This window comes from Enterobacter sp. K510, from assembly GCF_055804875.1.
Genome location: NZ_JBNRLQ010000002.1, coordinates 372581 through 397950 on the forward strand (window position 1 = coordinate 372581; position 25370 = coordinate 397950).

The following is a 25370-nucleotide window of genomic DNA, read 5'->3' on the forward strand; positions in this document are numbered from 1 at the left end:
ATTCACCATAATATTTTTATATTATTATTAGGATTTTTGATTGAAGATGCGCCTTAAACGGAACTCAGATACTCTTTTTTCTTGTCCCAAAAGAGTTCTTTCGACACCTACATACCAATAGAATATTGCATTTTCTACTAATCGCCTTTGATCACTTTTACTGAATTCTTCAGAAGAAAATGTAATCTCATCTATAATTTCATGGGAATTTATGTCATAAATTCGGGCATGTATTTCATTGTGAGATTTTTTATAAACAACCTCATCTATAACTCCATATGTATCCAATGCTTTTTCAAGAAAAGTTATTTTTTCTTTAGCTCTAGCTTTAAGCTTTCTATAAAAAGAACTACTCAATGTTTTTTTACGTTGTGTACTTTGCGGTTGAGTAGTAGAAATTTCGGCGACACGAGTAGAGTATGCAATACCATGAGCATCAAAATTAATATTCGAGTGCTTTTCAATATCTAAAGTTTGAGAATAATTTTCGAGGTTTGTTCTGTTTAATGGCTCATTATGAATTTTATTATCCTTCACAAATGAGTCTAAGCTGCTCTCTTTTTTTCTGTAAGTAAGTGTCTTGCTAAGGTTTGATATGTCTTCCGGGTATGTCATAGCAGTCATGATAGAATCCGATTGAACATTTGTTCGTGGCTGATAATATCGTTTTTAACAGCTTCGGCGATATGTGTTTGAATTACATCAGGTAGCAACTGTGTAAAATCTACTGCATTTTCTCTCAATTTTACAGCAATATCATGGTTGTACTGAACATGTAATCCCAGTGTTTCGGGATTTGACTCTTTATAAGGAGCGTAAGTTACATTAATAGCTTCTTTATAAATAGAGTTATTTTTTTTATTAGTATTTTCGATGGCAATAACTAATGTCCGCATGCCATAGTGATATTCGACATCATCTTGAAGTATTTGAGACTTGTTGTTTTCAATCCAATTATTTTTAGGGACTAAAGCATCACCTAGCCGATTCCACTCGGTTTCGTCATTGAAATGGTAGTCGAAAAGCGTATTAATACCGATGGCTTGAGTCTCAGCATGCTGAAACATTGATAATATAGAAGCTGTTAAATCTGCTAATGCGCTTTCAAGGCCAGTTTTAGTTAACTGAAAAACAGCTTTAGTAGGAGTGCAATTAATTTCAACCCAACCATAGTCAGTTGTTATTGAATCACCATGATAGGTTGTTTCAGAATTTGATATATCTTCTTCTCTTAAAAGTTCATATCTTTTGAACCACTCTGGAGAGAACATCAAAGGAGTTATAATGTTAGATATCCACACTATATTAATAGTGTGCTTGATGAGTTTGAAGGTCATAAATGCTTTGTCCGTAAAATGGACGCCTAATTGCGTATAGGCATAGCTACCGCACGATTGTTTTAAAAAAAACAACCCCATTGATAAGTTTTGCCTATGGATACACAGCTTTATAGGCACCTCAAAACATAGCAAAAAGCTAACGCGTACGCAAAAACTATCGTAATCTGTTAAGGTTGGTTTCTACGCCACATACTTAAAACGTTTTTAAAACCTCGCTCCTGCGGGGTTTTTTCGTTTGTGCGCCACGCTCGGCGTATCAAACCGCGGTGTCTTTCAGGGTGAGCCTTAGCAGTGGTCGGTGTGACTATATCTGCGGGCTGTCCACTCTGAGCGTAAGGCTCACCACTAAAGGAAAGTCACTATGTTTGGTTTCGGTAAAAAAGCACGTAAAGCAGTTAGCGATATCAAGAAGTTCGAAAAACGCGATCTGGCTCAGGCGGTGGTAAACGCTGCTTACCTGGTGGCATACGCTGACGGTGAATGTGAAGCATCAGAGTAAGCGAAGATCGAACAGGTGCTGCGTAACCAGCCATCACTGGCGGCGTTCACCTCTGAAATTAACGCTATCAGCGCAACGATCGTCGGCCAACTGGACACCAACTTTAAGATTGGGCGCCGGGCAGCGTTACGTGAAATTGAAGATGTTAAGCACGACCCGCGCGCAGCAGAAGACGTTCTCGACGTGGCGGTAGCCATTGCTGAAGCTGACGGGGAAGTAGAGACGGAAGAGCGTAAGGTGCTGGAAGAGATCGCCAACGCCCTCGGCCTGCGTCTTGAAAATCACCTGTAATGGCAAAGCTGCGTTGGGCTGCCGCTGGTGTACTGCTGTTCCTGGTAATCGCTGTCGACTTTACCAGCAAGTTGATGTCGATTCTGGCTGACGGCGTTCTGGTGGCCGGTGTGTTTGTATTGCTCCTGCCACTGCTTAAAACAAAAAAATAACACTGTGCAAAAGGTCGCTTAACGGCGGCCTTTGACAGAGTGCATTTGGTCGCCTGCTGGTGGCCTCTTTCTTCCCCTCAACTGAGAGGATCCACAGCAATGACGAGGGGGCTAAATGTCCGAACCTTTATCCGGGTCTGTTGCAGCTGCGAGTGCGTTAACCGGTGCCAGCATTTACGGGCTGCTGACCGGCACTGATTATGGTGTCGTGTTCGGCGCGTTCGCTGGTGCCGTTTTCTACGTGGCCACTGCAGCAGACCTGACGATTTTCCGCCGATCTGCATACTTCATCGTTTCCTATTTTGCCGGGGTATATGGTTCAGGGCTGGTGGGCTCCTGGCTCGCCAGCCTGACCAGTTACAACGACAAGCCGCTTGATGCACTGGGCGCGGTGCTCCTGTCCGCCGTTGCTATCAAGACACTCACGTTTTTCAGTGAGCAGGACCCGTTGACGCTTCTGCAGAGGTGGAGAGGAGGAATCAATGGTAATAAGTGATCCTCTGGTGCTGACAAACGTAATGACATGCACCGCGATTGTTCTGCGCCTGATGATGTTCCGTAAGCCGGGCGGCAAACATAACTGGTGGGCGTCCTGGCTGGCGTACCTGATCATACTGGCATACGCCTCCGTCCCGTTCCGCTTCCTGTTCGATTTCTATTTCCACGCTCACTGGGCAACCGTCACTATCAACTTAATCATCTGCGCCGCCGTGTTCAGGGCACGGGGTAATGTGGCGCAGCTATTCCAGGTACTGAGGCCAGAATGAACCAGACACAATTACAACGGGCGGCTAATCTCAGCGCCGGGTTAGCCGCGCGCTGGTTTTCGCACATCGATATGGCGATGCGTGAATTTGGAATTACCGAACCTGTGCAACAGGCCATGTTCATTGCGCAGGTCGGCCACGAATCAAAGGGCTTTACCGCGCTGGTAGAAAACTTCAATTACAGCGTGGCAGGGCTGGCCGGTTTCATCCGTGCCGGGCGTATCACACAGGATCAGGCGAATATGCTTGGCCGCCGCGCTGGTGAACAGTCTCTTCCGCTGGAGCGCCAGCGCGCTATCGCAAATCTGGCTTACAACAAACGCAACGGCAACAAAGGTCCGCAGGACGGCTGGAAGTATCGTGGTCGCGGTCTTATTCAGATCACCGGGCTTGAGAATTACCGCAGCTGTGGCGCGGCGCTAAAGCTCGACCTTGTCACCACGCCTGAATTGCTGGCGGAAGACCGCCACGCAGCGCGATCAGCGGCATGGTTCTTTGCCACCAGCGGTTGCATGGCTTATCCGGGTGATGTGGTGCGGGTGACGCAGATCATCAACGGCGGGCAGAACGGTATCGATGACCGGCAGAAGCGTTACAGCCGGGCTCGTGAAGTGCTGCTATGAACCTGCGATATGTCCTTCTGGCGCTGGTGGTCATGATGGTTTCCACGGCGATTATTTCCTGGCGTTTCGGCTGGAACGCCCACGCTGATCACATCAATGCTCTGGCCGCTGAAAAGAAACTCAGAGCTGAGAAAGCCATTCAGCCGGTCGAGAAGAAAGCGGCACAGGCCAGCGAAGAAGGCAGGGTCATTTACAAAACCATAACTCGCGACGTGGTGAAATATGTCCAGGATCCGAATCGTATTGTCTGCAAGTTTGATGATGAGTCTGTGCGGTTGCGCCAGCGAGCTATCGACGCTGCCAACTCCTTCAGCGGATTTGATGCAGCCCCCGTGCAAGGCCAGTGATGCTGGCGCAGACAGCGATGCGGATCTGCAATCGGACATTGAGACTATGCAGTGCCTGCGCCAGCTGCGGCTGGATAAATACCGCTGGCAAGAATGGTATAAAGTTATTAATTATTTATAAAATCAATCTTTTGTGATTTTTAGTGCAGTGAGCTTGCGTGAAGAAACACTGGAAGATGGAGGAATTTGAAAAACTTGCTTTTGTTTGTTCGCATACAAAGCGACTCCGCAAGCGGTTCCTCCCATAGCCATCAATGTAGCAAACATTAGAAATTTACGTGTGTCTCTGCTCTCTTGACGTTGCGCTAACAATGCTGATTCATGCATCCTCTCAATGGCATGGATAGATTCAATTGCAACCTCAGGAGAGTTTTTACTAATCGCCATTACGTTATGAGCTGCGGAGTTGAATGTTTCTGTTTGCATTTTGTGTGATGATTCTAGGGTTTTAAGCAGGCCAGAATTTACACTTTTGCTGTAATCACCACTGAAAACATCTTTGATAAGAGAGGAAAAAGAAGGACCCTCAGCTTGTTTAAAACTTCCAATCAACCCTGACTTTTGTGATTTAGATGATGGTTGTGCCATATTTAGCCTTTATGTGTTAGAAGATCCATAGTTATAGCCTTGTCAACTACTGGGTTTCAATACATTAAAATTAAATTTCGATTTTTTTCTCTAACCTACCGGACACTGCCAAAGAGACGGCGGTGATCCACGCTGGGGGTTACATGGCGAAAGCAAAAATCCAGAAAGCCTGTATGTTTGCCTATCGCTCAGTAGCGAAGCCACACGACGACTGCTAATGCATTACAACAGGCATTCACTAACAATGTGTGACAATGCTAATCTGGTTGTGCAAAACACAGCAAGGAAATACGCATGAATGAAGAAATGACAATTAGTAAACTATATGAAATTGGGAAGTCATACTTTCCTGGCGGGCATTTTCGAGTAGAAATATGGGATATCGGTGTTCGTTTTGTGCATATAACTATCGAAGATGAAGAGGAAAAGACAGCCTTCCTCCAAGCTGACCTCAAATCTCTTACATCTCCAGTAGTCCACGGTTTCTTGGATGCTGAAACACGAGGCTAGATATCCATTTAATTCGATTTAAATAACCCCACCAAAGCCCCGCACTAGCGGAGCTTTTTTTTGCGCATTGTACGAGCTTCTAAGAGAGTTATTCAGTCGTGAGCCACTGACTGTTGCTGGTGCTTTGTTATTGGAGTGAATATGGCTTCGAATTCACCCTGGCATAACCTCTACAACACCAAGCATTGGTACCGCCTGCGCTATCACCAGCTTCAGAAGGAGCCACTATGCGAGTTTCACCTCAAACGTAATCAGGTGGTTTCAGCCTCCATCGTAGACCACGTCATACCGCATAAGGGTGATGAAACACTCTTTCACGACCCGGAAAACCTTCAGTCACTTTGCAAACGCTGTCACGACTCAGTGAAGCAGCGCATGGAAAAGGGCGGAACGGTGACAGAGTTCGACAGTGAAGGCCGGGTTATCTGGTAAAAGGAGCATGCAATGCAGGATCTCAAGATTGAATACCGTGAAGGCAAGCTGGTTGAACTGAGCATCGATGGCATCAGCTTCAGCTCACTAACTGCGATTAACTTTCATCATGAGGTAGGCGACACGCTGCCCACGGTTACGTTGACCATTCCCCTCGGTACCCGCGAACGGCTGGTGCCGCATTGTCAGCCCCGTGAAAACCTGCGCATCATCGAGAAGTGAGAGCAATTCTCATTTGTCAGGCCGGAAGGGCGGGGGGAGGGGTAAAACTCTGACGGCAAAATCTTAAAGACCGCGCCCTCAGTCTTTTTATTAAAAACGTCCAGAAAAAAAGGAAAAAGTGATGGCACAGCGAGGCAGAAAGTCTCTCGCTGCGACGTCTGCTGTCTCGCTGCCGGCGCTGGCTGAAAGCAGATTACAGCCGTCGCTGCATCTCAGCGATCCGGAGATCAATGTCTGGATCCGTCTGGTCAATGACAATCCGGCCAGCTCGTTCACCGAAACCCATCGCGACATGATGGAGATGTACTGCCGCCATGTCGTTCAGGCCAGGATCATCACCACGCAGCTGGAAGCGTTCGAGCTGGAATGGCTGTCACGTGAAGATGGCCTTAAGCGTTACGACCGGTTGCTGACTATGCGTGAGCGTGAAGTCCGTTCCGCATCTTCACTGGCTACCCGCCTGCGGATTACGCGCCAGGCCACCACCGACCCGAAAACAGTAGGGCGGGCGCATAACAATCTGGCGCGGGAGAAAAAGCCCTGGGAAATTGATTAAGGCTGAGTAGCTGATGGTTAAAAAGACCCTGACACGGGCTGAACGAAACATCCGGTGGTGTGAGCAGAACATCCTCATCCCTGAGGGCAAGTTTGTCGGACAGCGGCTCAAGATGGCCGACTTCATGAAGGATGACTTCAGGGCAATCTTTGATAACGAGCATGGCACCCGCCGCGCGATCATTAGCAGGGGGCGTAAAAACGCCAAGACGGTGGAAACCGCCATGCTGATGCTGCTTTATCTGGTGGGTCCGGAGGCGGCACACAACTCCCAGCTTTATTCAGCGGCGCGTTCCCGCGATCAGGCTGCAATCCTCTTTAACCTCGCCTCAAAAATGTGCCGGATGAACCCGGTGCTGATGCAGTACGTGGCGATTAAAGACTCAGCCAAAGAGATCCACTGCCCTGAACTGGGCTCCTATTACCGGGCGCTGAGCGCCGAAGCGACCACCGCTTACGGATTCTCGCCGCGCTTTGTCGCCCACGATGAGTTAGGCCAGGTTCGTGGCCCGCGTGATCCGCTTTATGAGGCGCTGGAGACAGCAACCGCCGCGCAGGAAAACCCGATCTCGGTGATTATCAGCACACAGGCACCGGATGCCAGCGACCTCCTGAGCCTGTTAATTGATGACGGGCTGACCGGCGCCGACCCGCGAACAGTGGTCCGTTTACAGACCGCGCCAGAAGATACTGATCCGTTTTCGGTTGAGGCGATCAGAGCAGCAAACCCGGCATTTGACGTGTTCATGAATCAGCAGGAAGTGTTGGACATGGCCGCCAGCGCCAAACGTCTGCCGTCGCGTCAGGCTGAGTTTGAAAACCTTGTCCTTAACCGGCGGGTTGAGGCGAAAAGCCCGTTCGTCAGTCAGACCATCTGGCATATGAATAAAGAAGAACCTGACAGCCTGGCCGGTTCCACCGTCTGGGGCGGGCTTGACCTGTCCAGCGTCTCGGACCTGACGGCACTGGTGCTGAATTCTGCCAGAGGCGATGTGCACTGTAAGTTCTGGCTGCCTGAGGAAGGCCTGGCTGATAAGGCCCGTAATGATCGAGTGCCTTATGACATCTGGGCGCGGCAGGGTTACCTCAATACGACACCTGGCAAAGCCATTGAGTACGCCTTTATCGCAAAAGAACTGCGCGACATCTTCGATACCTGCAACGTCAGGGCGCTGGCCTTTGACCGTTACAACATGCGCTTTCTTCGTCCGCACCTTATTGACGCCGGATTCACAGAAGCTGAACTCGAACGGTTCGTGGAGTTCGGGCAGGGCTTTGTATCTATGTCACCGGCGCTGCGTGAGCTGGAAACCAAACTGCTCGGCGCGCAGCTGAAGCATGGCAATCATCCGATCCTGGAGATGTGCGCCAAAAACGCGACCGTCATCACTGACCCTGCGGGCAACCGCAAGTTCGTAAAAGGCAAATCCAGCGGGCGCATAGATGGCATGGTTGCGCTGGCAATGTCCGTCGGGGCACAGAACAGCGACGAGGTGGAAGAGCAGGGTGACGTTAACGATTTCATTTACAACTTCTTGAGCGTGTAAACATGGCTGATACCGATTACAGCATTGACCTGCGAACGCGATCGCCATTCTGGGCGCGCATGGCTTCCATCCTGACCGGCGGCCGACTGGTGACACCGGATAAAGGCTCACAGATGGCGGGAACGTCTGCGCACGGTGTGGTTGGTGACTCTGTGGTGACTGACGAGCGTAATATGCAAATCAGTACGGTGTGGGCCTGTATCAGGCTTATCTCCACCGTCACCGCATCGTTACCCCTTGATGTCTACCAGACCAAAGATGATCAGCGCAGCAAAGTGCCGGGTACTCACCCTCTCGCAAAGCTGCTGCGATTCCGGCCTAACAATTTCATGACTGCGCTGGAGTTTCGCGAAGCCATGACCATGCAGCTTTGCGCCTACGGCAACGCCTACGCACATGTGGAGCGAAACAGCGTTGGCGACGTTATCAGCATGGTTCCGCTGATGAGCGCCAATATGGAGGTCCGGCTCAGCGAGAACAGTAAATCCATTATCTACCGCTACCGCCGTGACACGGAATACGCCGACTTTTCACAGAAAGAAATCTTCCATCTCAAGGGATTTGGCTTCAACGGGCTTACCGGCCTGTCCCCGCTGGCGTTCAGCGCGAAGTCTGCCGGTGTTGCCATTGCCATGGAGGATAATCAGCGGGAGTTTTTCGCGAACGGCGCGAAGTCTCCGCAGATCCTCATGACTGACGGCAAGGTACTGACCAAAGAGCAGCGCGGTCAGCTGGAAGAAAACTTCAAAGAGATTGCTGGCGGCCCGGTTAAAAAGCGCCTGTGGATCCTAGAGAGTGGGTTTACGACACAGGCTATTGGGGTTTCGCCTCAGGATTCGGAAATTCTGGCTGCGCGCAAATTTCAGGTTGCCGAACTGGCCCGGTTCTACGGCGTGCCACCGCACCTGGTCGGTGATGTTGATAAAACCACCTCATGGGGATCCGGTATCGAGCAGCAAAACCTCGGCTTTCTCCAGTACACCCTTAAACCTTATCTCGATCGCTGGGAATACAGCATTGAGCGCTGGCTGGTTAAAGAAACAGAGCAGGGTAGTATCCACGCCGAACATAATCTCGACGGGCTGTTGCGCGGCGATTCTACAAGCCGGGCATCCTTTATGCAGATCATGGTTAATACGGGGATCCGTACCGTTAATGAAGTGCGACGGCTGGATAACCTGCCGCCCCTTCCCGGTGGCGATGTGGCGACGCGCCAGTCGCAGAACATCCCGATTACCGATCTTGGAACCAATACTAAGCCCCTCACTGAAGGGGCTTAATTTTTATGGGGGCTTCAATGCCGGACATCCAGAAAACCCTGTCCTTTAACCAGGCAGAGATCAAATTCGCAGGCGATGGCAGCCAGGGCATTTTTGAAGGCTACGCCTCCGTGTTTAACAACACAGACTCTGATGGCGACATCATTTTACCGGGTGCATTCAGGAACACGCTTGCCACGCAGAGCCGCAAAGTGGCGATGTTCTTTAATCACCGCACCTTCGAGATCCCGGTCGGCAAATGGGAAACACTCCAGGAGGATGAGAAAGGCCTGTATGTGAAAGGGCAGCTCACGCCAGGCCTCAGTGTTTCGTCCGATCTGAAAGCCGCAATGCAGCACGGCACGGTTGAGGGTATGTCGGTCGGTTTCTCTGTATCGAAAGACGATTACAGCGTTGGTACAACGGGCCTGATTTTTAAAAACATCTCTTACCTGCGGGAGATAAGCGTCTGCACGTTTCCCGCCAACGAGCTGGCGGGCATCTCCGCCATGAAAAGCATTGAGACAATCAAAACCATTCGTGACGCGGAAGCCTTCCTGAGGGAGTCAGCAGGGCTGTCGCGTGCAGAAGCACAGGCGTTTCTCGCCAGTGTTAAGTCCGCAGGCCGGAGCGAGTCCGGTAGCGGCGACATTGACGCGCTTGCACAGCGCATAACCTCATTTGCCGCTAATCTGCGGAACGCATAACGGAGCACCACATGTCTGAATTAGCCACCCTCGAAAAAGCGATTGAGAATTCACAGAAAGAAGTGAAGGAACTCATCGAAGAGCAGCGCAAATCCATTAATGAACACGGCGTCATTAATAAGCAACTCCAGGCCGATCTCACCACAGCCCAGGAAGAACTGAAATCCGCCGGCAGCCGCCTGTTCGATCTTGAGCAGAAGCTGGCGGGCAACTCTCCCGATCAGACGGCGCAGAAGTCTTTTGCTCAACGCGTGTCCGAAGACCTGATGAAAAGCTGGGATGGTTCGCGCACCAAAGCGAAAGTAACCAGTTTTGATAAAGCCATCGGGTCTGGTGCCAACTCCGCCGGTGCGCTGGTTCTGCCGCAGCAGCAGCCGGGGATCCTCATGCCGGGTCTGCGCCGCCTGACTGTGCGTGATCTGCTGGCGCAGGGACGTATTACCAGTAACGCGCTGGAGTATGTCCGTGAGAACGTGTTTACCAACGCTGCCGCGCCAGTGGCGGAGGGCAACCTCAAGCCGGAAAGTAACATCACCTTCACTAAAGAAATGGCGAACGTGAAGACTATCGCCCACTGGATCCAGGCATCCCGTCAGATTATGGACGATGCCCCGGCTCTGGAGTCCTATATCAATGCCCGCATGATGTATGGCCTGGCGCTGGTGGAAGAAAACCAGATGCTGAACGGGGACGGTACCGGTGACAACCTTCAGGGCCTTAACGTGGTCGCCAACGACTACGAAACGGCGCTGAACGCCTCCGGTGACACGGGTGCTGACGTGCTGGCACACGCTATTTATCAGGTGTCGCTCAGCGAGTTCGAAGCGGATGGCATTGTCCTCAACCCGGCGGACTGGCACCGCATTGCGCTGCTGAAGGATGCGAATGGCAATTACATCCTCGGTGGTCCGCAGGCCTTTGCGTCAAAAGTCCTCTGGGGGCTGCCGGTAGTGTCCACCACGGCGCAGGCTGCAGGTAAATTCACCGTGGGTGCATTTGGCTTGGCCTCGCAGGTCTGGGACCGCATGGATGCCACCATCGAAATCAGCAACCAGGATCGCGATAACTTCGTGAAAAATATGCTGACCATCCTTTGTGAAGAGCGCCTGGCGCTGGCGCACTACCGTCCCGCAGCTATCGTCACTGGCGATATTGCGGTTTCTTCCGGCGAATAACAGCAGGGCGCGGTCAGCAATGGTCGCGTTTAACTCATGAAAATTAAAGCTCTTCGTATGTTCTCGCATTATCACCTCCGAACGGTGTCCCAGGGTGAAACCCGCGTGGTGAAGAAAGAAATCGGCGAAGCACTGGTGAAATTACATCTGGCCGAAGAGGTTGAACCCGAAAAGGCGAAGACCTCCGATCCTGAACAGCCTGAAAAAGCCAAAACCGGGGGCAAAGGTGGAAATAAGCGCGGAGCAAATGGCGCAGATAAAGACGCATCTGAAAGTCGACAGTGATGGTGAAGATGATCTGATTGCTGCCTATGCGTCGGCAGCTGTCGATTATGTTGAGCACTTCTGCGACGGCGCGCTGGTGGAAAGGCTGACTACTCCCGCGGAAGGAAAAGAACCTCTTCGTGAGGTTCTTTTCACTCCCGGGATCTGGGCGGCAATGCTTTTGCTGATTGGTCACTGGTACGCAAACCGAGAAGCAGCGGCGCAGAACCTGGCGGAAACACCGCTGGGTGTTGAAGCGCTGCTGTTACGCCACCGCCGGTGGCATTGATGGGCTGCGCCGGATGTGAGCACCGCCGTGCGTGGCTGAAAAAATGGAGAGACATTGCCTATGAACGAGCAACAGGTAAACGCCCTGCTGGCAGCGATGGCGGCCCAGACCGCAGCGATGACACGGCTGGCGGAGTCAAACGAGGCCCTGGCGGCGATGATTTACCAGTCAATGGTAGGGGAGATTGAAACGACCACGATCGACTCGCCGCTGCGCACTTATCTTAGCGATAAATCCAGGGGGTAAGCATGCAGGCCGGAAAGCTTAACAGGCGCGTCATGTTACAGAAGCCCGTGAAAACGCAAAGTCCCGTCACAGGCGCTGTCACCAGTGGCTGGGCTGATGTCACCGAATTGTGGGCCAGTGTTGTTGATTTATCTGCCCGCGATTTTGTGGCCGCGCAGGCCGCACAAAGTGAGGTGACTACACGGATCACCATTCGCTGGCGGGAGGATGTCACAGATAAACACCGCATTGTTCACCGGGGGCGTATCTACAACATTCATGGCGTACTGGAGGACGACAAAAGCGGCCGGGAATACCTGACGCTGCCGTGTTCGCGGGGGGTTAACGATGGCTGATGGTGTCGATTTCAGCATTACTGGCCTTGAATCCCTGCTCGGCAAACTCGATGCAATCAGTGATGATCTGCGGCGTAAAGGTGGCCGGACGGCGCTGCGGCGCGCAGGTAACGTAATTGTCGAAAAAGCCAAAGAGAACGCCAGTCGTATTGATGATCCGGTAACCGGGCGCAGCATTGCCGCAAACGTGACGCAGCGCTGGAATGGTCGCCTGTTCCGTCGCACCGGTGATTTAGGTTTTAGGATCGGCGTGCAGCATGGTGCCGTACTTAAAAATCACCCCGATCTGAGCGAGAACGCCCCGACGCCGCATTGGAGACTGATTGAGTTCGGTACCGAAAAGATGCGTGCTCAGCCTTTTATGCGCCCGGCAGCTGAAAGCAACGTTAATGAAGTGATAAACACCTTTGCCACTGAATACGAAAAGGCGCTCGACAGGGCAATCAAGCGCGCGCAGAAAAAAGGAGTGCCACCATGATCGCGCCAGTTTTCGCCGTTTGCGCTGCCAGTCCGCGCGTCAGGGCATTGTTGGGCGCTGACCCGTTACGTGTGTATCCATTCCGCATGCAGGACGACGCCCCAGTTTATCCTTATGCTGTCTGGCAGAACGTCACCGGCTTCCCTGAGAACTACCTGGCGCAACGGCCTGATGCTGACGCATTCACGCTCCAGGTGGATGCCTATGCCGACACGGTGGATGAGGTGATCGCCATCGCCGCTGCACTGCGCGATGCCATAGAGCCGTACGCACACATCACGCGCTGGGGCGGACAGGAGAAAGACCCCGAAACAAAACGCTATCGCTATTCGTTCGACGTGGACTGGATAGTTCCGCGATAACCATTCCCGCTTTAACCTGCCGGCCTTGAGCCGGTTTTTTTATGACCGGAGATAACCCATGTCTGTATTAACGCAAGGCACGCAGCTCTTTGTGCTTACTAAAGGCGCCGTGAGTGAAGTCGAATGCATCACCGCTTTTTCACCTGGCAGCAACCCTGCCGATCAGATCGAAGACACCTGCCTTTCTGAAAAGAACGATCGCACGTACAAGCGCGGACTGCGCACCCCGGGTCAGGCATCACTGACGCTTAATGCCGATCCCAAAAACGCCAGCCACATCATGCTCTACAACCTGTCCATTTCTGATGATGAAGAAGACCAGGAACTGACATTTGCAATCGGCTGGTCTGACGGGGAATCTTCGCCGACGGCGGCGGCATCCGGCACCGCCGGGGCGGTCGATGGTCTGGTTCTGCCGGACGATCGCACCTGGTTCGTGTTCAAAGGGTACGTTGCCGATTTTCCTTTCGACTTTGCAGCCAATACCGTCGTTTCGACTTCCGCTTCTGTCCAGCGCTCCGGCTCGGCCGTATGGATCCCGAAAGTACAGGCAGGCAGCTGATAACCGGCGGGCATGCGTCCCGCCAGGTTTCACATTTAACAGGATAAGATATGAAACTCAGTATTGATTCACTGAAACAGGCGGGTGCGTTTACCGGCCGCCCGGTAGAAAAAGAGATCACATGGAAGCAGGGCGATCAGGATTTTACCGCAACTGTTTATATCCGCCCGCTGGGTTACCACACCGCTATGACAGATGTGATGGCGGCGAACGGGCGTCTTGATGGTGTGGCCGGGCGCATCGCTGCATCAATCTGTGACGAAGAAGGTAAGCCGGTATTCACACCGGCGGATATTACTGGCGAAGCAGACCCGGAGCGCGGCGCGCTGGACGGCGCATTGACTATTGCTCTGCTGGTGGCCATCCAGGAGGTTAACGATCTGGGAAAGAGTACCAGCTCAGCGCCGAAGACGAGTTCTGGTGCGAACTCGTCCTTAACGGCATCGGCGGAAGAACCATCGCCGAAGCGCGGGAAGCGATCAGCTTCAAAGAGTCGCAGCTCTGGGCAAAATACCGGGAAAGATACGGCAGCCTGAACCCGATGATGCGGACGGAGTGGGGCGCTGCGCTGATCTCCTCGGTGCTAGCTAACGTCAACAAAGGCAAGGACGTTGCGGCATTTCGTATCAGTGATTTTGCGCCCCACATAGCCGAAACGCCCCTCTCTCTGGAAGATGCTATGAATGCCTGGAATTGATAAGCCAGGTTGAAGTTTTGTCATCGCTCAGTTCCCTGTTATTCTTTCAAAATCAGTGAAAGGAGGAGTGATGGCGCTTATTAAATGTAAGGAATGTGGTGAGGCGGTATCAAGCAAGGCAGATGTTTGCCCTAAATGCGGGGCACCTTTTAAGTTAAGGGTAAAAGGTCCTTCAGGATGCATGATGATATTGTTGGTTATGATTGGGGTTGTTTTTACTTTCTATTTCATAGCGAAAATGAGCTAAGTTAATAATTGATGTTAATTTGTTTTGCTATGAATTAATAATTTAATCATGCGAATGCAAATCTACCCGCTCCGGCGGGTTTTTCATTTTAGGGCTTTATATGGCTGGAAAATCACTCGGAACACTAACTATTGATTTAATAGCAAAGGTTGGCGGATTCGTAGCGGGTATGGATAAAGCCGAGAGATCCTCAGCCAAGTGGAGACGGCAGATTGAAAATGATGCTAAGGCGGCGGGTTCGGCTATCCTGTCAGTTGGTACGGTTGCCGCTGGCGCAGCTGTAGCAACAGCATCTGCTGGAATTGTCCTTTTAAAAACGATGTCCAATCAGGTAATTGAGACCGATCGCTGGGCTAAGTCCTTGAAGCTTTCCACTCAGGAATTATTAGCTTGGCAATTTGCTGCGGAAAAAGCCGGGGTTTCAGGTGACCAGATGGCCGATATCTTCAAAGATATTGGAGATAAGATTGGTGACGCGGTTTTAAATAAGTCAGGAGAGGCGGTTGACGCCTTGAATGCTCTTGGCTTATCCGCTTTAAAGCTTTCAAAAATAACGCCAGACAAACAATTATTAGCAATAGGGGAGGCGCTAAGCAAGATCGGGACTAATGCTGAAAAAACAACAATATTAGAAAGCATTGGCAATGACCTCTCTAAATTACTTCCTTTATTTGATAACAACAATCAAAAACTTCAGCAGTTTATCCAATTAGCAAAAGATTATGGCGTAGCACCTTCTTCAGAATCAATTGATGATCTTGTTAAAGTGAACAATCTTTTTCAAGATATGGAGGCGCAAGCCAGCGGCCTGAAAATGGAAATTGCTGCTGGACTCGCAAAGGTAGATTTATCACCTCTTCAAAACGGTTTGGATGACCTAAAGAAAACGTTCACAGACCCAAAAGTGTTGCAGGGTTTAGCTGAAATGGTCGGTGGGATTGCGTCTTTAGTTGGGTGGATGGGTAAGGCTGCTTCAGAATTGGGGCGGCTGGTGGAGAATTTTCAAGGCGGTCAACGTGTTGCTGCCAATGCTTCTCGCAGTGAAATTGAAAGACGAATTAAAAACCTTGAATCAGACCTTAACGATCAAGGGTTTCTTGCTGGCGTAAACCGCGTCGGAATGGACACTGAAGCCAAGCAGAAAGAGCTAAAAGAATTACGTGAGCGTCTGGGTGATATTAAAAATTTCCAGACTTCACTACCGACTAGTCCAGCAACATTCATGGCTCCAGTAAGTAGTGGTTATGCACTTGGTAATGGCGAAACTAATGGAAAGCAAACTACGGATGCTGGTGCTAAAAAGCTAGAAAACGCCTTCAAGACTACAGAGCAAAGTTACCTTCGCCAGATTTCGCTGATCGACACAACCGGCAAAAAATCAGCCGAAGTGACCGAGCGGCAGAAGCTTCAGTTTGATATCGCCGATGGCAAACTGTCCGGGCTTAACGACACACAGCGCCAGCGCCTTGAGCTTCTGGCAACAGAAGTTGATCGCCTGAATGGAGTGAAGAAGGCCAATGAGGAAAACCTGAAGGTCGCTGAATATGTGGCTAATCTTCAGCGAGAAAATGCTAACTCTGCAGCCTCGTTAAATGCGGATATTGTCGGAGCTGGGCAGGGCGACAAAGTGCGGGAGCGCCTGCGTGAACGGCTGGATGTGGAGCGTGAGTTCAACGAAAAGCGGGCCGAGCTTCAGCAGCGTTACCAGAGTGGGGACATTAAAAGCCAGGCAGAATACGATCGCTATACCGCCGAGCTTGAAAAGGCGCTTTCACAGCGGCTGGAAGGATATGAAGGCTACTACCAGCAGATTGATCGGCTTAATGCAGACTGGGTAACCGGCGCGCGTGACGGACTGGCTAACTGGGTCGATGACTCCACAAATTATGCTTCACTGGCTGCAGGCGCCATGCAAAGCGCTATGTCCGGGATCAGCAGCAATATTGTCGACATGCTTAACGACAACAAGGCCAGCTGGAAAGACTGGGGTGTCAGTGTGCTCAAGGTGATTGAGCAGGTAATGGTTAACATGGCAATAGCCAGTGCTGTTAGCTCAATTGGCTCCCTGTTCAGTTTCGGGGCTTCATCTGCCAGCTCGACTCCCTCAGGAGCATACAACTCAGCCGCGGCGGGAATTAAGCTCAATGCTAAAGGTGGCGTTTATGACTCAGCAGATCTCAGCAAGTTCAGTAATAGCATCGTAAGCAGCCCGACCATGTTTGCGTTCGCCAAAGGTGCTGGTCTGATGGGCGAGGCCGGGCCGGAGGCTATCATGCCACTTACCCGTGCATCTGATGGATCGCTCGGCGTCCGGGCTCTGGGCGCAGTGGGTGGTGGTGGCACGATGTTCAACATTAATGCCCCTGTCTCTATCACCCAGGGCGATTCGGGTAACGAGGTGAATAACGCAAGCACAGCCAGCACCGCCAGACAGCTTGAAGGTATTGTGCAGAAGACCCTGACTGATCGCCTGCGAAAAGAAATATCGCCAGGCGGTATCCTTTATCGCCGGACGTGATATTCCGGTTCATTTCGGAAGACATATGGCAATCGATACGTTTACCTGGTGCGTTCGCACCGATGCAAGTGGCTCAACGAATGTTGCCACGCTGCAGGCACAGTTTGGGGATGGCTATAAACAGGTTGCCAGCGCCGGGATTAACACGGCTGCCGAAACATGGAATTTAACGTGTAGCGGGACATTGGCATCCATGAAGCCGGTGCGGGAGTTTCTTCTTAGCCATGTCATCAAGTCTTTCTGGTGGGTGAATCCATGGGGGGAGAAAAAACTTTACCGCGTCAAAGCTGATTCTGTCAGTCCCACATTCCCGAATGGTGGTTTCGTTGAAATATCGTTTGTGTTTGAGCAGGCCTTCGCGCCGTAAATTCCCCGATTCATTCGATACCAGGCCGCTTATGCGGCCCTTTTTATGGGCCTTATATGAGTTTTTCAGGTGACATCCAGCAACTGGAGCCGGGCCAGCTTATCCGGCTAATTGAAATCGACGGTACCGCTTTCGGCATGGATACTGTGCTGCGCTTTCACGCGCACAACATTGATCCGGCAGGCTGGGCTGCATTCGCCGCTGATAATCTTCCCGCCATCATCTGGCAGGGCCAGCAGTACGATCCGTACCCGTACCAGCTAAAGGGCATGGAGTTGTCCAGCACCGGCGCACAGCCGACGCCCACGCTATCCGTGTCGAATATCGGCAACTACGTCACCGCGCTGTGTCTGGAATACGACGACATGGTCAAAGCAAAGGTGAAAATACACACCACCCTGGCGAAATACCTCGATGCTGCAAACTGGGCAGCGGGCAACCCGAACGCCAGCCCGGCAGATGAGCGGGTGCAGCTGTTTTACGTCAACGCCAAGACCGCTGAAACACGGATGCAGGTGGATTTCGAGCTGTGTTCACCCTTCGATGTTCAGAACCTGCAACTACCCACCCGGCAAATTACGCCTGTCTGCACCTGGTGCATGCGGGGCTGGTACCGAACCGGCAACGGCTGCGATTACGCCGGAAACCGGTATTTCCTGAAAGACGGCACACCAACGAACAATCCGGCGCTGGACGTCTGCGGTGGTCGGCTGCCTGACTGTGAGGCCAGGTTCGGGGAAGGCAATCCGTTATCGTTTGGCGGATTCCCTGCGGCAAACCTTCAGGGGAAATAAGCATGCGCAAAAAGTTAATGAAAGCCATTGCTGAGCATGTGGCAGCGGAATATCCGAATGAAGCGTGTGGCGTCGTGGTGCAGTCCGGACGGGCGCAGAACTACATTCCGTGTCGCAACATTGCAGAAAATCCGACTGAGTCATTTACCCTGGCACCGGAAGACAAACTGGCGGCGCAGGAGCAGGGCGAAATCATCATGATCGTTCACTCGCATCCGGACGTGGTGCTACTGGTGCCGTCCGAGCACGATCGTATCCAGTGCGACTGGTCCGGCGTGGAGTGGGGGATCATGTCATGGCCTGACGGTGATTTTTGTACGCTCTCGCCTAGAGAAGACAGGGATTATACCGGGCGGCGCTGGGTGCTCGGCTTTGCAGACTGCTGGTCGCTTATCCGTGAGTGGTATCAGCGTGAGCACGGCGTTGACCTGGGCAATTACTCGGTGCCGTATGAATGGTGGGAACAGGGCGAAAACCGCTACGACGATAACTGGCAGGCTGAGGGTTTTTTCGAAGTTGACCCGGCGGATATTCAACCCGGCGACATGATCATGATGCGCGTACAGGCGCAGGTCACCAATCATGCTGCGGTATACCTCGGCGAAAACCTCATCCTGCATCATATCACCGGGCAACTTTCGGCCCGGGTGCCATACGGAAAATATTACCGCGACCGCACCGTTCGGGTGGTGCGTCATAAGGAGATTATCAATGCTGAAAACGTTGATCCTTGACGGGCGCATGGCGAAGAAATTCGGGCGCGTACATCAATTTGACGTGGCGGATCTGCCAGAAATGCTGCGCGCGATGTGCAGCCAGGTGCAGGGCTTTAAGCGCTACCTGTCAGAAGGACATATGCATGGAATTCGCTTCGCCTTCTTCAACGGTAAGCACAACATCGGCCTTGATGAATTCGATATGACCAATGGATCGGAGGTCTACCGGATTACGGCCATCACCGAAGGTTCAAAGCGCGGCGGCGTATTGCAGATTGTCATCGGTGCGGTTGCGCTGGTGGCAGCCTTCTTTACCGCAGGCGGCAGTCTTGTCGCACTTGGCATGAGCGCAGCCGCTGCCGCAGCGACCACGACAGCGTTAACCGGCCTTGGTCTGAGCATGATGCTTGGCGGCGTGGTTCAGCTGCTCACCCCGCAACCAAAATACAATGTCGGCGCATCTTCCAGCACGGACAATAAACCCAACTACGCATTCGGCGCGCCGGTGAACACCGTGGCAATGGGCTACCCGGTCCCGGTGCTGTTCGGTGAGCGTGAGATTGGCGGTGCCATTATCAGTGCGGGAATTTTCTCCAGCGATCAGCAATAACAACAGGTGAGATATGCGTTTACTGGAAAACGAAACCATTCAGGGCAGGAAGGGCGGCGGGGGCGGTAAACAGCATACGCCGGTTGAGCAACCGGACGATCTGCTGTCGGATGCGAAACTCAAAATGCTGGTTGTGCTGTCTGAGGGGGAGATTCAGGGCGATCTAACCGCGCAGAAAATTTACCTGAACGATACGGCCCTGGCGAACGACGACGGCAGCTATAACTTCACCGGCGTCAAATGGGAATACCGCAAGGGCACACAGGACCAGCCTTATATTCAGGGACTGCCTGAAGTAGATAATGAGCTGTCAGCTAACGTGGCGGTGACCACCACCGTCCCATGGACCCGCCAGTTCAGCAACCTGACCCTTGATGCCGTGCGCATCAAACTCAGCCTGCCCGCACAGTACAAGTATAAAGACAATGGCGATATGGTCGGCACCGTCACGCAGTACGCCATTGACCTGTCCACCGATGGCGCAGCATGGCGCACCGTAGTAGACGGTAAATTTGACGGCAAAACCACCTCTGAATATCAGCGCGATCATCGTATCGATCTCCCGGAGGCAACAACAGGCTGGTCAATCAGAGTGCGCCGCATCACAGCAGACTCCACGTCCGCGAAACTGGTGAACGGCTTCAAGGTCTTCTCTTTTGCAGAAGTGATCGACAGCAAACTTCGTTATCCGAACAGCGCTCTGCTTTATATCGAGGTCGACAGCAGCCAGTTTTCCGGCGGCGCGCCGAAAGTAACGTGCAGGCCTAAGGGTAAATTAATCCGCGTTCCGGACACTTACGATCCGGTTACCCGCACCTATAGCGGAACGTGGTCTGGCGGTTTTAAGCTGGCCTACACCAATAACCCGGCCTGGATTTTCTATGATCTGGTGCTGGATGAAATTTACGGCATGGGTAACCGCGTCGATTCCAGCATGATTGATAAGTGGGCACTTTATGCCATTTCTCAGTATTGCGATGAGAAGGTGTCGAATGGCGCAGGCGGCACAGAACCTCGCTTCACCTGCAATGTGTTCATCCAGAGCCAGCAGGATGCCTATACCGTACTGAGCGATCTGGCCGCTGTGTTCCGGGGAATAACCTTCTGGGGAAACGATCAGATATTCGTGCGCGCGGACGTACCGCAGGACGATGTGGATTTTGTTTACCACGCCTCAAATGTGATTGACGGTCTGTTCACCTACGGCAGCGGCAGTTATAAGAACCGCTATTCATCAGCACTGGTATCCTGGTCAGATCCGCAGAACCATTACAGCGACACCGTAGAAGGCGTGTATGACGAAAAACTGGTTGAGCGTTACAACGTAAACCAGATGTCGCTTACGGCGATTGGCTGCACGTCACAGAGTGAGGCGCACCGCCGGGGCCGCTGGGCTATTCTCTCGAACGCGCGCGACGGTACCATTTCTTTCGGGGTAGGGCTTGATGGCTACATTCCGTTACCGGCGGATATCATCGGTGTGGCTGACCCGTTCCGCGCCGGTAAACAGAACGGCGGCCGCATCAGCGCGGTCAGTGGCCGAAACATTACCCTTGACCGGGCCGTTGACTACGCAGCAGGTGACCGGCTGGTGGTTAACCTGCCTGACGGCTCGGCGCAGACCCGCACCATTGGCGCTGTCAGCAGTGACAAGAAAACGGTGACCGTGAATACTGCATTCAGCCAGCCACCGGCGGCGGGTGCGGTGTGGGCCATCGACAGTGACAGCCTGGCGATTCAGTATTTCCGTGTGACCTCCATCAGTGCGAACGATGACAGTAACGGCGGCTTTACCATTACTGCCGTACAGCACGACCCGAACAAATACCGGTACATCGATGATGGTGTGCGCATCGACCCGGCGCCGATCACCGTCACCCCAATCAGCATAATTCCCGCACCGAAAAACATCATCATCACAGAGGTGGATCATGTTGCCCAGGGGCTGAACGTTGCGACGATGAATGTCACCTGGGACAAGGTGGGTGGCGCTATTCGCTATATGGCCCAGTGGCGCAAGGATAACGGGGACTGGATCAACGTCGCCGTCACCAGTGCGCAGGGCTTTTCAATTCAGGGCATTTATACCGGTAGCTATGACGTTCGCGTTCGCGCCATGAATGCCCAGGAGTCTTCTTCTCCATGGGGCTACGCTGATACTACTTATCTGACCGGCAAAACCGGTAAGCCAGGCACACCGCAGAATCTTCTGGCAACGGATGATGTTGTGTGGGCGATTGATCTAACGTGGTCCTTCCCGGATGGATCGGGTGACACGTCCTATACCGAGCTGCAGCGCGCTACGACGGACGACAAAGCCAACCCTGAGCTGCTGGCGCTGGTGCCATACCCGGCAGTCAGTTACCAGCACGGCCCCATGCCTGCAGGAGTGCGGCAATGGTACCGGGCGCGACTCGTAGACCGTATCGGGAATGTCGGCGACTGGACTGACTGGGTTATGGGTACCTCGTCTATTGATGTCAGTGCCATCACCGATGACATTCTGAATGACATGAAAGAATCGGAAGTATTTAAGGATCTGATAGAGAACGCCGTAGACAGCAATGAAACTATTGCCGGAATGGTGACAGATATTCAGGAAAACGCCGATCAGCTTGAGCAACAGGCGTTACAAATCCAGCAAAACTCCGATGGCCTTTCAAAGGCTGAAGTAAAAATCGATGAAATCAGCCTTTCAATGGATGGGATGACCGGCGGGGTCAAAAACTCATCAATTGCCGTGATTCAGAACAGCCTGGCGCAGGTGACTTCCCGCCGATCCCAGACTGCCACCAATAACGGCAATGTCGCAAAAATTGACCGGATAGACACCACCATTGCGGATGCGAGCCAGGCAGTTGCTCGCGCGCTGATCACGCTTGATGCGTCTGCGGGTGGGAATGTTTCGAACGCGACCGACCTGACGGAGACACTGGCTGACTTCACCCAGGCATCCGCCACGAAGATTAACTCTCTGACGGTGACGGTGAACGGGCAGACTGCTGCCATCAACCAGACGGCGCAGGCGGTGGCAGATGTAAACGGCAACCTAAACGCGATGTACAACATCAAAGTTGGCGTTGCCGCTAACGGCCAGTATTACGCTGCAGGTATGGGCATAGGGGTACAAAATACACCCGGCGGCATGCAATCGCAGGTAATTTTTCTGGCAGACCGTTTTGCTGTTACCACGCAGGCCGGTGCCGTTGTATCGCTGCCATTCGTGATTCAGAACGGGCAAACCTTTATCCGTGAGACCTTCATTCAGGACGGCACGATCACCAATGCGAAAATTGGCGCATACATTCAGTCATCAAACTATGTCGTCGGTACCCTGGGATGGCGGATAGATAAGAACGGGACCATCGAGATAAACGGTGGGGTAGCAGGCCAGGGCAGGCTGGTTATTACAAATAACCGGATCATTTCGTATGACCAGTACGGTCGCCTGGCAGCCGTTATGGGGCAGAGAGTGTAATGCAGACATTTATTGCTGGAACCAGCTTTGATGCCATCAACTCGATGGCGGTCAACTATGTGATGGACGTTATCGACATCTCCGGATCGGGAAGCAGAACTTACCCGGCCGGGTGTACTTACCAGGCCAGCCTGATAATCGAAACGGCTGTTTCCGCGCTTCCTACCAGTAACCCGTATCAGGTAACCGTGTCCGGGAATATCGTTTCATGGAGCGTGGCGACTCCGGTCCGACTGGTCGTGCTGGCTACGCCAAATACTGGTACCGACAGCAGCTATTTCGGCCAGTCGCTGTATTCATATGACGCCTATGGTAACAAGACGGTAAAGCTGGCTCCGGATTTCGTCCCGTTCTGTCTGGTTGACGTCATAGACGTGCCGCCCGGCGGCCAGCTTATTCAGACACGGATCCCTGTCAGCAATAAAATCGTCACGTTTCACCGGCTGCCGAACGCCGACGGGCGGTTATCGACATCCGTTTATTCGGTGGTGAATTCCGGTGGGTATCATGCATTCTCGTTCAATGCCTCCGGAATAAACCAGACCGGGTGCCGAATTTACGTTTTCTCAAACTATCTGGTGAACATCCCGGACTGGGGATTTTTCGTTTACCGGGACGGGACGCTGGTCTGGCACAGTAACTGCCTGCCGCTCAATATGGGGCTGATGACCGGCGATCTCGAATCGGCAACGCCGCTGGCGGTGACACCTGGCGTGACATCCGTCGTCTTTATACCCGCTGATCCGGCATCGCCAAAAAGCGGCGGCTATCTGAACTCCAGTTGTTCTGCCGCCGGATATAAAAACGGGGTGTGGCAGGCGACGATAGCGAATGTGTTTTCAAGCCGCATAATCTCAGGACAGGAGGCCGATGCAGTAAAGCCATGGGCTATTCGCGGCTATGTCGGTTACATAGACTGCAGTATTTATGACCAGTACTACCGCTATGCACTCGGGCTGGTTTAATCCGTCTTACATAACATTGCATTCATAACCCGCTTCGGCGGGTTTTTTATTGCCCGGAGAAAATATGATTTATAACGCAGGTACAATCTCTTTCATTGGTAATTCTGTCACAGGCACGGGAACGAACTTCACCGCGCCTACCAGTCAGATCCGCCTTGGTCAGACTCTGCTGGTGGCATCAAATCCGTTGCAGCTCGTTCAGATAACGGCAATCAACAGCGCCACATCCCTGACAGTTACTCCGGCAGCAGCACCGGCAGTCAGTGGTCAGAAGTACGGCATTCTTGTCACCGATAGTATTTCTGTTGATGGTCTGGCGCAGAGTATTTCTCAGCTCATTAACGAATATGATGAAAATATCGGAGCTTGGGAGGCCTTTGCCACCACGAGCGCCAATCAGAATGTCAATGTAACCATCAACGGTGTTAGCTTAACAATCCCGGCCATTGGAAAATTACTGCAGAAAGGAAGCAATGGCGCACTGCCGGTTAACCAGGGAGGCACCGGTGCTACAAAGGCAGAGGACGCTCGCACAAGCCTCGGTTTAGGAAGTGCGGCCACAAAAAACATTGTTTCCGGGCCAAATGACACCACCGCAGGCGCAGTATTAACAATGGGATACCATGGATTAGGAGTGGCAACATTAGGAGGTGGAGGAGGTGACACCGATCCCCTTTACCTAAATCTAAACGGTAGCGGTTTTTATACCGTAAATGGTGACGTTTCGCTCCCGGCATGGTGGCATCCTGCGGCCAGTAACGTATGGGGCGGAGGAATTTATATTTCACGAACGAGCACTCAGGTACTTGAATTATTAATAAGCAGGGATGGTAAAGCCGGCATCCGGGCACGTAGAAGCGCTGACACAAGCACCGTTCAGGCAGAGTTTTACACCACTCTTAATACTACAAAATCCAGTGACGGCACACTCAAAGCGGCATCGCCAGTGGCGCGCATAGTGAAAAGCAGGGATGAAACTCAGCGAGCTGACATTACTGAAGACGGCTTTGCGTGGTGCGGCTGTGGAGCGGCCAACGATGAAGCAGAAGGTATTAACATTTCGCGTCTCGATGTGGGAGTTTACGTGCTTACTGGTTCCGCCGGGCTTGCGTCTTCGGGGTGGCAGTTATTGCCGCCGATGGACCCGGCAGGGATGGGTGAGATGGGGGTTGTTGAGGCAGAACAAACGGAAAGCGGCGGCCTGACGATCCGTCTTTTCAGGCGCAAATACCAGCTGACTGAAGATGGCGAAATGGTGAAAACCAAAGGTGAACCGATGGATGTTCCCACCAACAGCTGGATAGACGTTCGCCTGGAGATGCCCCAGAACAGCATCTGGAATCAAAAGCAGGCGGAGGTAACGGAAACCCTCAGCGCTGAAAATTGATAGTTGTAACCTGTATTGATCTGCCTCTGAATTAAAACTAC

The 25370-nt window shown here is 52.3% G+C and carries 33 protein-coding genes and 1 pseudogene; 31 read left to right on the plus strand and 3 right to left on the minus strand.

Annotation, left to right across the window (positions count from 1 at the left end):
- Nucleotides 1-27: 27 nt before the first annotated feature.
- Nucleotides 28-624, minus strand: a complete 597-nt coding sequence (locus ACQUTD_RS04340) for a hypothetical protein (RefSeq protein WP_473273852.1) — start codon at nt 622-624, stop codon at nt 28-30.
- Nucleotides 621-1337, minus strand: a complete 717-nt coding sequence (locus ACQUTD_RS04345) for a hypothetical protein (RefSeq protein WP_473273853.1) — start codon at nt 1335-1337, stop codon at nt 621-623. The genes ACQUTD_RS04340 and ACQUTD_RS04345 overlap by 4 nt, the downstream gene beginning before the upstream one ends.
- Nucleotides 1338-1701: 364 nt before the next feature.
- On the opposite strand from ACQUTD_RS04345, the pseudogene ACQUTD_RS04350 reads away from it, so the two are divergent.
- From ACQUTD_RS04350 to ACQUTD_RS04375, 6 genes and pseudogenes are all read left to right on the plus strand, one after another.
- Nucleotides 1702-2130: pseudogene (locus ACQUTD_RS04350) on the plus strand (tellurite resistance TerB family protein).
- A complete protein-coding gene (locus ACQUTD_RS04355; RefSeq protein WP_473273854.1) occupies nt 2130-2282 on the plus strand; it encodes a DUF3927 family protein in 153 nt (50 codons plus the stop codon). The pseudogene ACQUTD_RS04350 and the gene ACQUTD_RS04355 overlap by 1 nt, the downstream one beginning before the upstream one ends.
- Nucleotides 2283-2397: 115 nt before the next feature.
- Entirely contained in the window at nt 2398-2778 is a 381-nt protein-coding gene (locus tag ACQUTD_RS04360; protein ID WP_473273855.1) for a putative holin, read from the plus strand.
- Nucleotides 2765-3049: a phage holin family protein gene (locus tag ACQUTD_RS04365; protein ID WP_072568830.1), complete on the plus strand. Its 285-nt coding sequence runs from the start codon at nt 2765-2767 to the stop codon at nt 3047-3049. Before ACQUTD_RS04360 ends, ACQUTD_RS04365 begins: the two co-directional genes overlap by 14 nt.
- Nucleotides 3046-3672: a glycoside hydrolase family 19 protein gene (locus ACQUTD_RS04370; protein ID WP_473273856.1), complete on the plus strand. Its 627-nt coding sequence runs from the start codon at nt 3046-3048 to the stop codon at nt 3670-3672. The genes ACQUTD_RS04365 and ACQUTD_RS04370 overlap by 4 nt, the downstream gene beginning before the upstream one ends.
- On the plus strand, nt 3669-4019 hold the full coding sequence (locus ACQUTD_RS04375) for a hypothetical protein (protein ID WP_473273857.1): 351 nt from the start codon (nt 3669-3671) through the stop codon (nt 4017-4019). Before ACQUTD_RS04370 ends, ACQUTD_RS04375 begins: the two co-directional genes overlap by 4 nt.
- A gap of 123 nt (nt 4020-4142) precedes the next feature.
- Here the strand turns inward: ACQUTD_RS04375 and ACQUTD_RS04380 are convergent, their stop codons facing one another.
- Nucleotides 4143-4607: a hypothetical protein gene (locus ACQUTD_RS04380; RefSeq protein WP_473273858.1), complete on the minus strand. Its 465-nt coding sequence runs from the start codon at nt 4605-4607 to the stop codon at nt 4143-4145.
- Between the two features lie 294 nt (nt 4608-4901).
- On the opposite strand from ACQUTD_RS04380, the gene ACQUTD_RS04385 reads away from it, so the two are divergent.
- The 25 genes from ACQUTD_RS04385 to ACQUTD_RS04505 all read left to right on the plus strand — a co-directional run bounded on the left by ACQUTD_RS04385 (nt 4902) and on the right by ACQUTD_RS04505 (nt 25329).
- Entirely contained in the window at nt 4902-5117 is a 216-nt protein-coding gene (locus ACQUTD_RS04385) for a hypothetical protein (protein ID WP_473273859.1), read from the plus strand.
- A gap of 141 nt (nt 5118-5258) precedes the next feature.
- Nucleotides 5259-5549 (plus strand): HNH endonuclease, encoded by a 291-nt coding sequence (locus ACQUTD_RS04390; RefSeq protein WP_473273860.1) that lies wholly within the window; start codon nt 5259-5261, stop codon nt 5547-5549.
- A 12-nt stretch (nt 5550-5561) separates the two neighbouring features.
- Complete coding sequence (locus tag ACQUTD_RS04395; protein ID WP_473273861.1) at nt 5562-5771, plus strand: serine acetyltransferase; 210 nt, start codon at nt 5562-5564, stop codon at nt 5769-5771.
- A gap of 121 nt (nt 5772-5892) precedes the next feature.
- Nucleotides 5893-6327, plus strand: a complete 435-nt coding sequence (locus tag ACQUTD_RS04400; protein WP_218335754.1) for a hypothetical protein — start codon at nt 5893-5895, stop codon at nt 6325-6327.
- A gap of 13 nt (nt 6328-6340) precedes the next feature.
- A complete protein-coding gene (locus tag ACQUTD_RS04405; protein ID WP_473273862.1) occupies nt 6341-7873 on the plus strand; it encodes a terminase TerL endonuclease subunit in 1533 nt (510 codons plus the stop codon).
- A 2-nt stretch (nt 7874-7875) separates the two neighbouring features.
- Nucleotides 7876-9153 (plus strand): phage portal protein, encoded by a 1278-nt coding sequence (locus ACQUTD_RS04410; RefSeq protein WP_218335756.1) that lies wholly within the window; start codon nt 7876-7878, stop codon nt 9151-9153.
- Nucleotides 9154-9170: 17 nt separating this feature from the next.
- Nucleotides 9171-9839 (plus strand): HK97 family phage prohead protease, encoded by a 669-nt coding sequence (locus ACQUTD_RS04415; protein WP_218335908.1) that lies wholly within the window; start codon nt 9171-9173, stop codon nt 9837-9839.
- Nucleotides 9840-9850: 11 nt separating this feature from the next.
- On the plus strand, nt 9851-11014 hold the full coding sequence (locus ACQUTD_RS04420) for a phage major capsid protein (protein WP_473273863.1): 1164 nt from the start codon (nt 9851-9853) through the stop codon (nt 11012-11014).
- Between the two features lie 36 nt (nt 11015-11050).
- On the plus strand, nt 11051-11299 hold the full coding sequence (locus tag ACQUTD_RS04425; protein ID WP_473273864.1) for a hypothetical protein: 249 nt from the start codon (nt 11051-11053) through the stop codon (nt 11297-11299).
- Nucleotides 11262-11567, plus strand: coding sequence for a head-tail connector protein (locus ACQUTD_RS04430; protein ID WP_473273865.1), 306 nt, complete (start codon nt 11262-11264; stop codon nt 11565-11567). The genes ACQUTD_RS04425 and ACQUTD_RS04430 overlap by 38 nt, the downstream gene beginning before the upstream one ends.
- 60 nt (nt 11568-11627) lie before the next feature.
- Nucleotides 11628-11813, plus strand: a complete 186-nt coding sequence (locus tag ACQUTD_RS04435) for a hypothetical protein (RefSeq protein WP_473273953.1) — start codon at nt 11628-11630, stop codon at nt 11811-11813.
- A gap of 2 nt (nt 11814-11815) precedes the next feature.
- Nucleotides 11816-12148, plus strand: coding sequence for a phage head closure protein (locus tag ACQUTD_RS04440; RefSeq protein ID WP_473273866.1), 333 nt, complete (start codon nt 11816-11818; stop codon nt 12146-12148).
- Complete coding sequence (locus tag ACQUTD_RS04445) at nt 12141-12626, plus strand: HK97-gp10 family putative phage morphogenesis protein (RefSeq protein WP_473273867.1); 486 nt, start codon at nt 12141-12143, stop codon at nt 12624-12626. The genes ACQUTD_RS04440 and ACQUTD_RS04445 overlap by 8 nt, the downstream gene beginning before the upstream one ends.
- The gene (gp17, locus tag ACQUTD_RS04450) at nt 12623-12988 is read left to right on the plus strand and encodes a tail completion protein gp17 (protein ID WP_473273868.1); all 366 of its coding nucleotides are present in this window, start codon (nt 12623-12625) and stop codon (nt 12986-12988) included. The genes ACQUTD_RS04445 and gp17 overlap by 4 nt, the downstream gene beginning before the upstream one ends.
- Nucleotides 12989-13046: 58 nt before the next feature.
- Nucleotides 13047-13550, plus strand: coding sequence for a phage tail tube protein (locus tag ACQUTD_RS04455; RefSeq protein WP_473273869.1), 504 nt, complete (start codon nt 13047-13049; stop codon nt 13548-13550).
- Between the two features lie 50 nt (nt 13551-13600).
- A complete protein-coding gene (locus tag ACQUTD_RS04460; protein ID WP_473273870.1) occupies nt 13601-14086 on the plus strand; it encodes a phage tail assembly chaperone family protein, TAC in 486 nt (161 codons plus the stop codon).
- Nucleotides 14087-14091: 5 nt separating this feature from the next.
- Entirely contained in the window at nt 14092-14247 is a 156-nt protein-coding gene (locus ACQUTD_RS04465) for a phage tail assembly protein T (protein WP_473273871.1), read from the plus strand.
- A gap of 347 nt (nt 14248-14594) precedes the next feature.
- The gene (locus ACQUTD_RS04470) at nt 14595-17012 is read left to right on the plus strand and encodes a phage tail tape measure protein (protein ID WP_473273872.1); all 2418 of its coding nucleotides are present in this window, start codon (nt 14595-14597) and stop codon (nt 17010-17012) included.
- A 25-nt stretch (nt 17013-17037) separates the two neighbouring features.
- The gene (locus ACQUTD_RS04475; protein WP_473273873.1) at nt 17038-17379 is read left to right on the plus strand and encodes a phage tail protein; all 342 of its coding nucleotides are present in this window, start codon (nt 17038-17040) and stop codon (nt 17377-17379) included.
- 56 nt (nt 17380-17435) lie between these two features.
- On the plus strand, nt 17436-18173 hold the full coding sequence (locus ACQUTD_RS04480) for a phage minor tail protein L (protein ID WP_473273874.1): 738 nt from the start codon (nt 17436-17438) through the stop codon (nt 18171-18173).
- Nucleotides 18174-18175: 2 nt separating this feature from the next.
- Nucleotides 18176-18907 carry a Mov34/MPN/PAD-1 family protein gene (locus ACQUTD_RS04485; RefSeq protein WP_473273875.1) on the plus strand — a complete coding sequence of 244 codons (732 nt, stop codon included), beginning with the start codon at nt 18176-18178 and terminating at the stop codon, nt 18905-18907.
- Nucleotides 18885-19499, plus strand: coding sequence for a tail assembly protein (locus ACQUTD_RS04490; protein ID WP_473273876.1), 615 nt, complete (start codon nt 18885-18887; stop codon nt 19497-19499). Before ACQUTD_RS04485 ends, ACQUTD_RS04490 begins: the two co-directional genes overlap by 23 nt.
- Nucleotides 19500-19512: 13 nt before the next feature.
- Nucleotides 19513-22977, plus strand: coding sequence for a phage tail tip fiber protein (locus ACQUTD_RS04495; protein WP_473273877.1), 3465 nt, complete (start codon nt 19513-19515; stop codon nt 22975-22977).
- Nucleotides 22977-23942: a hypothetical protein gene (locus tag ACQUTD_RS04500; protein ID WP_473273878.1), complete on the plus strand. Its 966-nt coding sequence runs from the start codon at nt 22977-22979 to the stop codon at nt 23940-23942. The genes ACQUTD_RS04495 and ACQUTD_RS04500 overlap by 1 nt, the downstream gene beginning before the upstream one ends.
- 64 nt (nt 23943-24006) lie before the next feature.
- Complete coding sequence (locus tag ACQUTD_RS04505) at nt 24007-25329, plus strand: phage tail fiber protein (protein ID WP_473273879.1); 1323 nt, start codon at nt 24007-24009, stop codon at nt 25327-25329.
- Nucleotides 25330-25370 lie beyond the last annotated feature (41 nt).

Excerpts from the sequence above, each read along its gene's own strand:
- ACQUTD_RS04485 (WP_473273875.1), top strand. The coding sequence starts at position 18,176 with ATGCGCAAAAAGTTAATGAAAGCCATTGCTGAGCATGTGGCAGCGGAA.
- ACQUTD_RS04355 (WP_473273854.1), top strand. The coding sequence starts at position 2,130 with ATGGCAAAGCTGCGTTGGGCTGCCGCTGGTGTACTGCTGTTCCTGGTA.
- ACQUTD_RS04440 (WP_473273866.1), top strand. The coding sequence starts at position 11,816 with ATGCAGGCCGGAAAGCTTAACAGGCGCGTCATGTTACAGAAGCCCGTG.
- ACQUTD_RS04475 (WP_473273873.1), top strand. The coding sequence starts at position 17,038 with ATGGCAATCGATACGTTTACCTGGTGCGTTCGCACCGATGCAAGTGGC.
- ACQUTD_RS04500 (WP_473273878.1), top strand. The coding sequence starts at position 22,977 with ATGCAGACATTTATTGCTGGAACCAGCTTTGATGCCATCAACTCGATG.
- ACQUTD_RS04345 (WP_473273853.1), bottom strand. The coding sequence starts at position 1,337 with ATGACCTTCAAACTCATCAAGCACACTATTAATATAGTGTGGATATCT.
- ACQUTD_RS04495 (WP_473273877.1), top strand. The coding sequence starts at position 19,513 with ATGCGTTTACTGGAAAACGAAACCATTCAGGGCAGGAAGGGCGGCGGG.
- ACQUTD_RS04460 (WP_473273870.1), top strand. The coding sequence starts at position 13,601 with ATGAAACTCAGTATTGATTCACTGAAACAGGCGGGTGCGTTTACCGGC.
- ACQUTD_RS04465 (WP_473273871.1), top strand. The coding sequence starts at position 14,092 with ATGATGCGGACGGAGTGGGGCGCTGCGCTGATCTCCTCGGTGCTAGCT.
- ACQUTD_RS04470 (WP_473273872.1), top strand. The coding sequence starts at position 14,595 with ATGGCTGGAAAATCACTCGGAACACTAACTATTGATTTAATAGCAAAG.
- gp17 (WP_473273868.1), top strand. The coding sequence starts at position 12,623 with ATGATCGCGCCAGTTTTCGCCGTTTGCGCTGCCAGTCCGCGCGTCAGG.
- ACQUTD_RS04505 (WP_473273879.1), top strand. The coding sequence starts at position 24,007 with ATGATTTATAACGCAGGTACAATCTCTTTCATTGGTAATTCTGTCACA.
- ACQUTD_RS04375 (WP_473273857.1), top strand. The coding sequence starts at position 3,669 with ATGAACCTGCGATATGTCCTTCTGGCGCTGGTGGTCATGATGGTTTCC.
- ACQUTD_RS04390 (WP_473273860.1), top strand. The coding sequence starts at position 5,259 with ATGGCTTCGAATTCACCCTGGCATAACCTCTACAACACCAAGCATTGG.
- ACQUTD_RS04360 (WP_473273855.1), top strand. The coding sequence starts at position 2,398 with ATGTCCGAACCTTTATCCGGGTCTGTTGCAGCTGCGAGTGCGTTAACC.
- ACQUTD_RS04365 (WP_072568830.1), top strand. The coding sequence starts at position 2,765 with ATGGTAATAAGTGATCCTCTGGTGCTGACAAACGTAATGACATGCACC.
- ACQUTD_RS04410 (WP_218335756.1), top strand. The coding sequence starts at position 7,876 with ATGGCTGATACCGATTACAGCATTGACCTGCGAACGCGATCGCCATTC.
- ACQUTD_RS04430 (WP_473273865.1), top strand. The coding sequence starts at position 11,262 with ATGGCGCAGATAAAGACGCATCTGAAAGTCGACAGTGATGGTGAAGAT.
- ACQUTD_RS04445 (WP_473273867.1), top strand. The coding sequence starts at position 12,141 with ATGGCTGATGGTGTCGATTTCAGCATTACTGGCCTTGAATCCCTGCTC.
- ACQUTD_RS04385 (WP_473273859.1), top strand. The coding sequence starts at position 4,902 with ATGAATGAAGAAATGACAATTAGTAAACTATATGAAATTGGGAAGTCA.
- ACQUTD_RS04480 (WP_473273874.1), top strand. The coding sequence starts at position 17,436 with ATGAGTTTTTCAGGTGACATCCAGCAACTGGAGCCGGGCCAGCTTATC.
- ACQUTD_RS04400 (WP_218335754.1), top strand. The coding sequence starts at position 5,893 with ATGGCACAGCGAGGCAGAAAGTCTCTCGCTGCGACGTCTGCTGTCTCG.
- ACQUTD_RS04455 (WP_473273869.1), top strand. The coding sequence starts at position 13,047 with ATGTCTGTATTAACGCAAGGCACGCAGCTCTTTGTGCTTACTAAAGGC.
- ACQUTD_RS04405 (WP_473273862.1), top strand. The coding sequence starts at position 6,341 with ATGGTTAAAAAGACCCTGACACGGGCTGAACGAAACATCCGGTGGTGT.
- ACQUTD_RS04425 (WP_473273864.1), top strand. The coding sequence starts at position 11,051 with ATGAAAATTAAAGCTCTTCGTATGTTCTCGCATTATCACCTCCGAACG.
- ACQUTD_RS04370 (WP_473273856.1), top strand. The coding sequence starts at position 3,046 with ATGAACCAGACACAATTACAACGGGCGGCTAATCTCAGCGCCGGGTTA.
- ACQUTD_RS04395 (WP_473273861.1), top strand. The coding sequence starts at position 5,562 with ATGCAGGATCTCAAGATTGAATACCGTGAAGGCAAGCTGGTTGAACTG.
- ACQUTD_RS04435 (WP_473273953.1), top strand. The coding sequence starts at position 11,628 with ATGAACGAGCAACAGGTAAACGCCCTGCTGGCAGCGATGGCGGCCCAG.
- ACQUTD_RS04340 (WP_473273852.1), bottom strand. The coding sequence starts at position 624 with ATGACTGCTATGACATACCCGGAAGACATATCAAACCTTAGCAAGACA.
- ACQUTD_RS04420 (WP_473273863.1), top strand. The coding sequence starts at position 9,851 with ATGTCTGAATTAGCCACCCTCGAAAAAGCGATTGAGAATTCACAGAAA.
- ACQUTD_RS04490 (WP_473273876.1), top strand. The coding sequence starts at position 18,885 with ATGCTGAAAACGTTGATCCTTGACGGGCGCATGGCGAAGAAATTCGGG.
- ACQUTD_RS04415 (WP_218335908.1), top strand. The coding sequence starts at position 9,171 with ATGCCGGACATCCAGAAAACCCTGTCCTTTAACCAGGCAGAGATCAAA.
- ACQUTD_RS04380 (WP_473273858.1), bottom strand. The coding sequence starts at position 4,607 with ATGGCACAACCATCATCTAAATCACAAAAGTCAGGGTTGATTGGAAGT.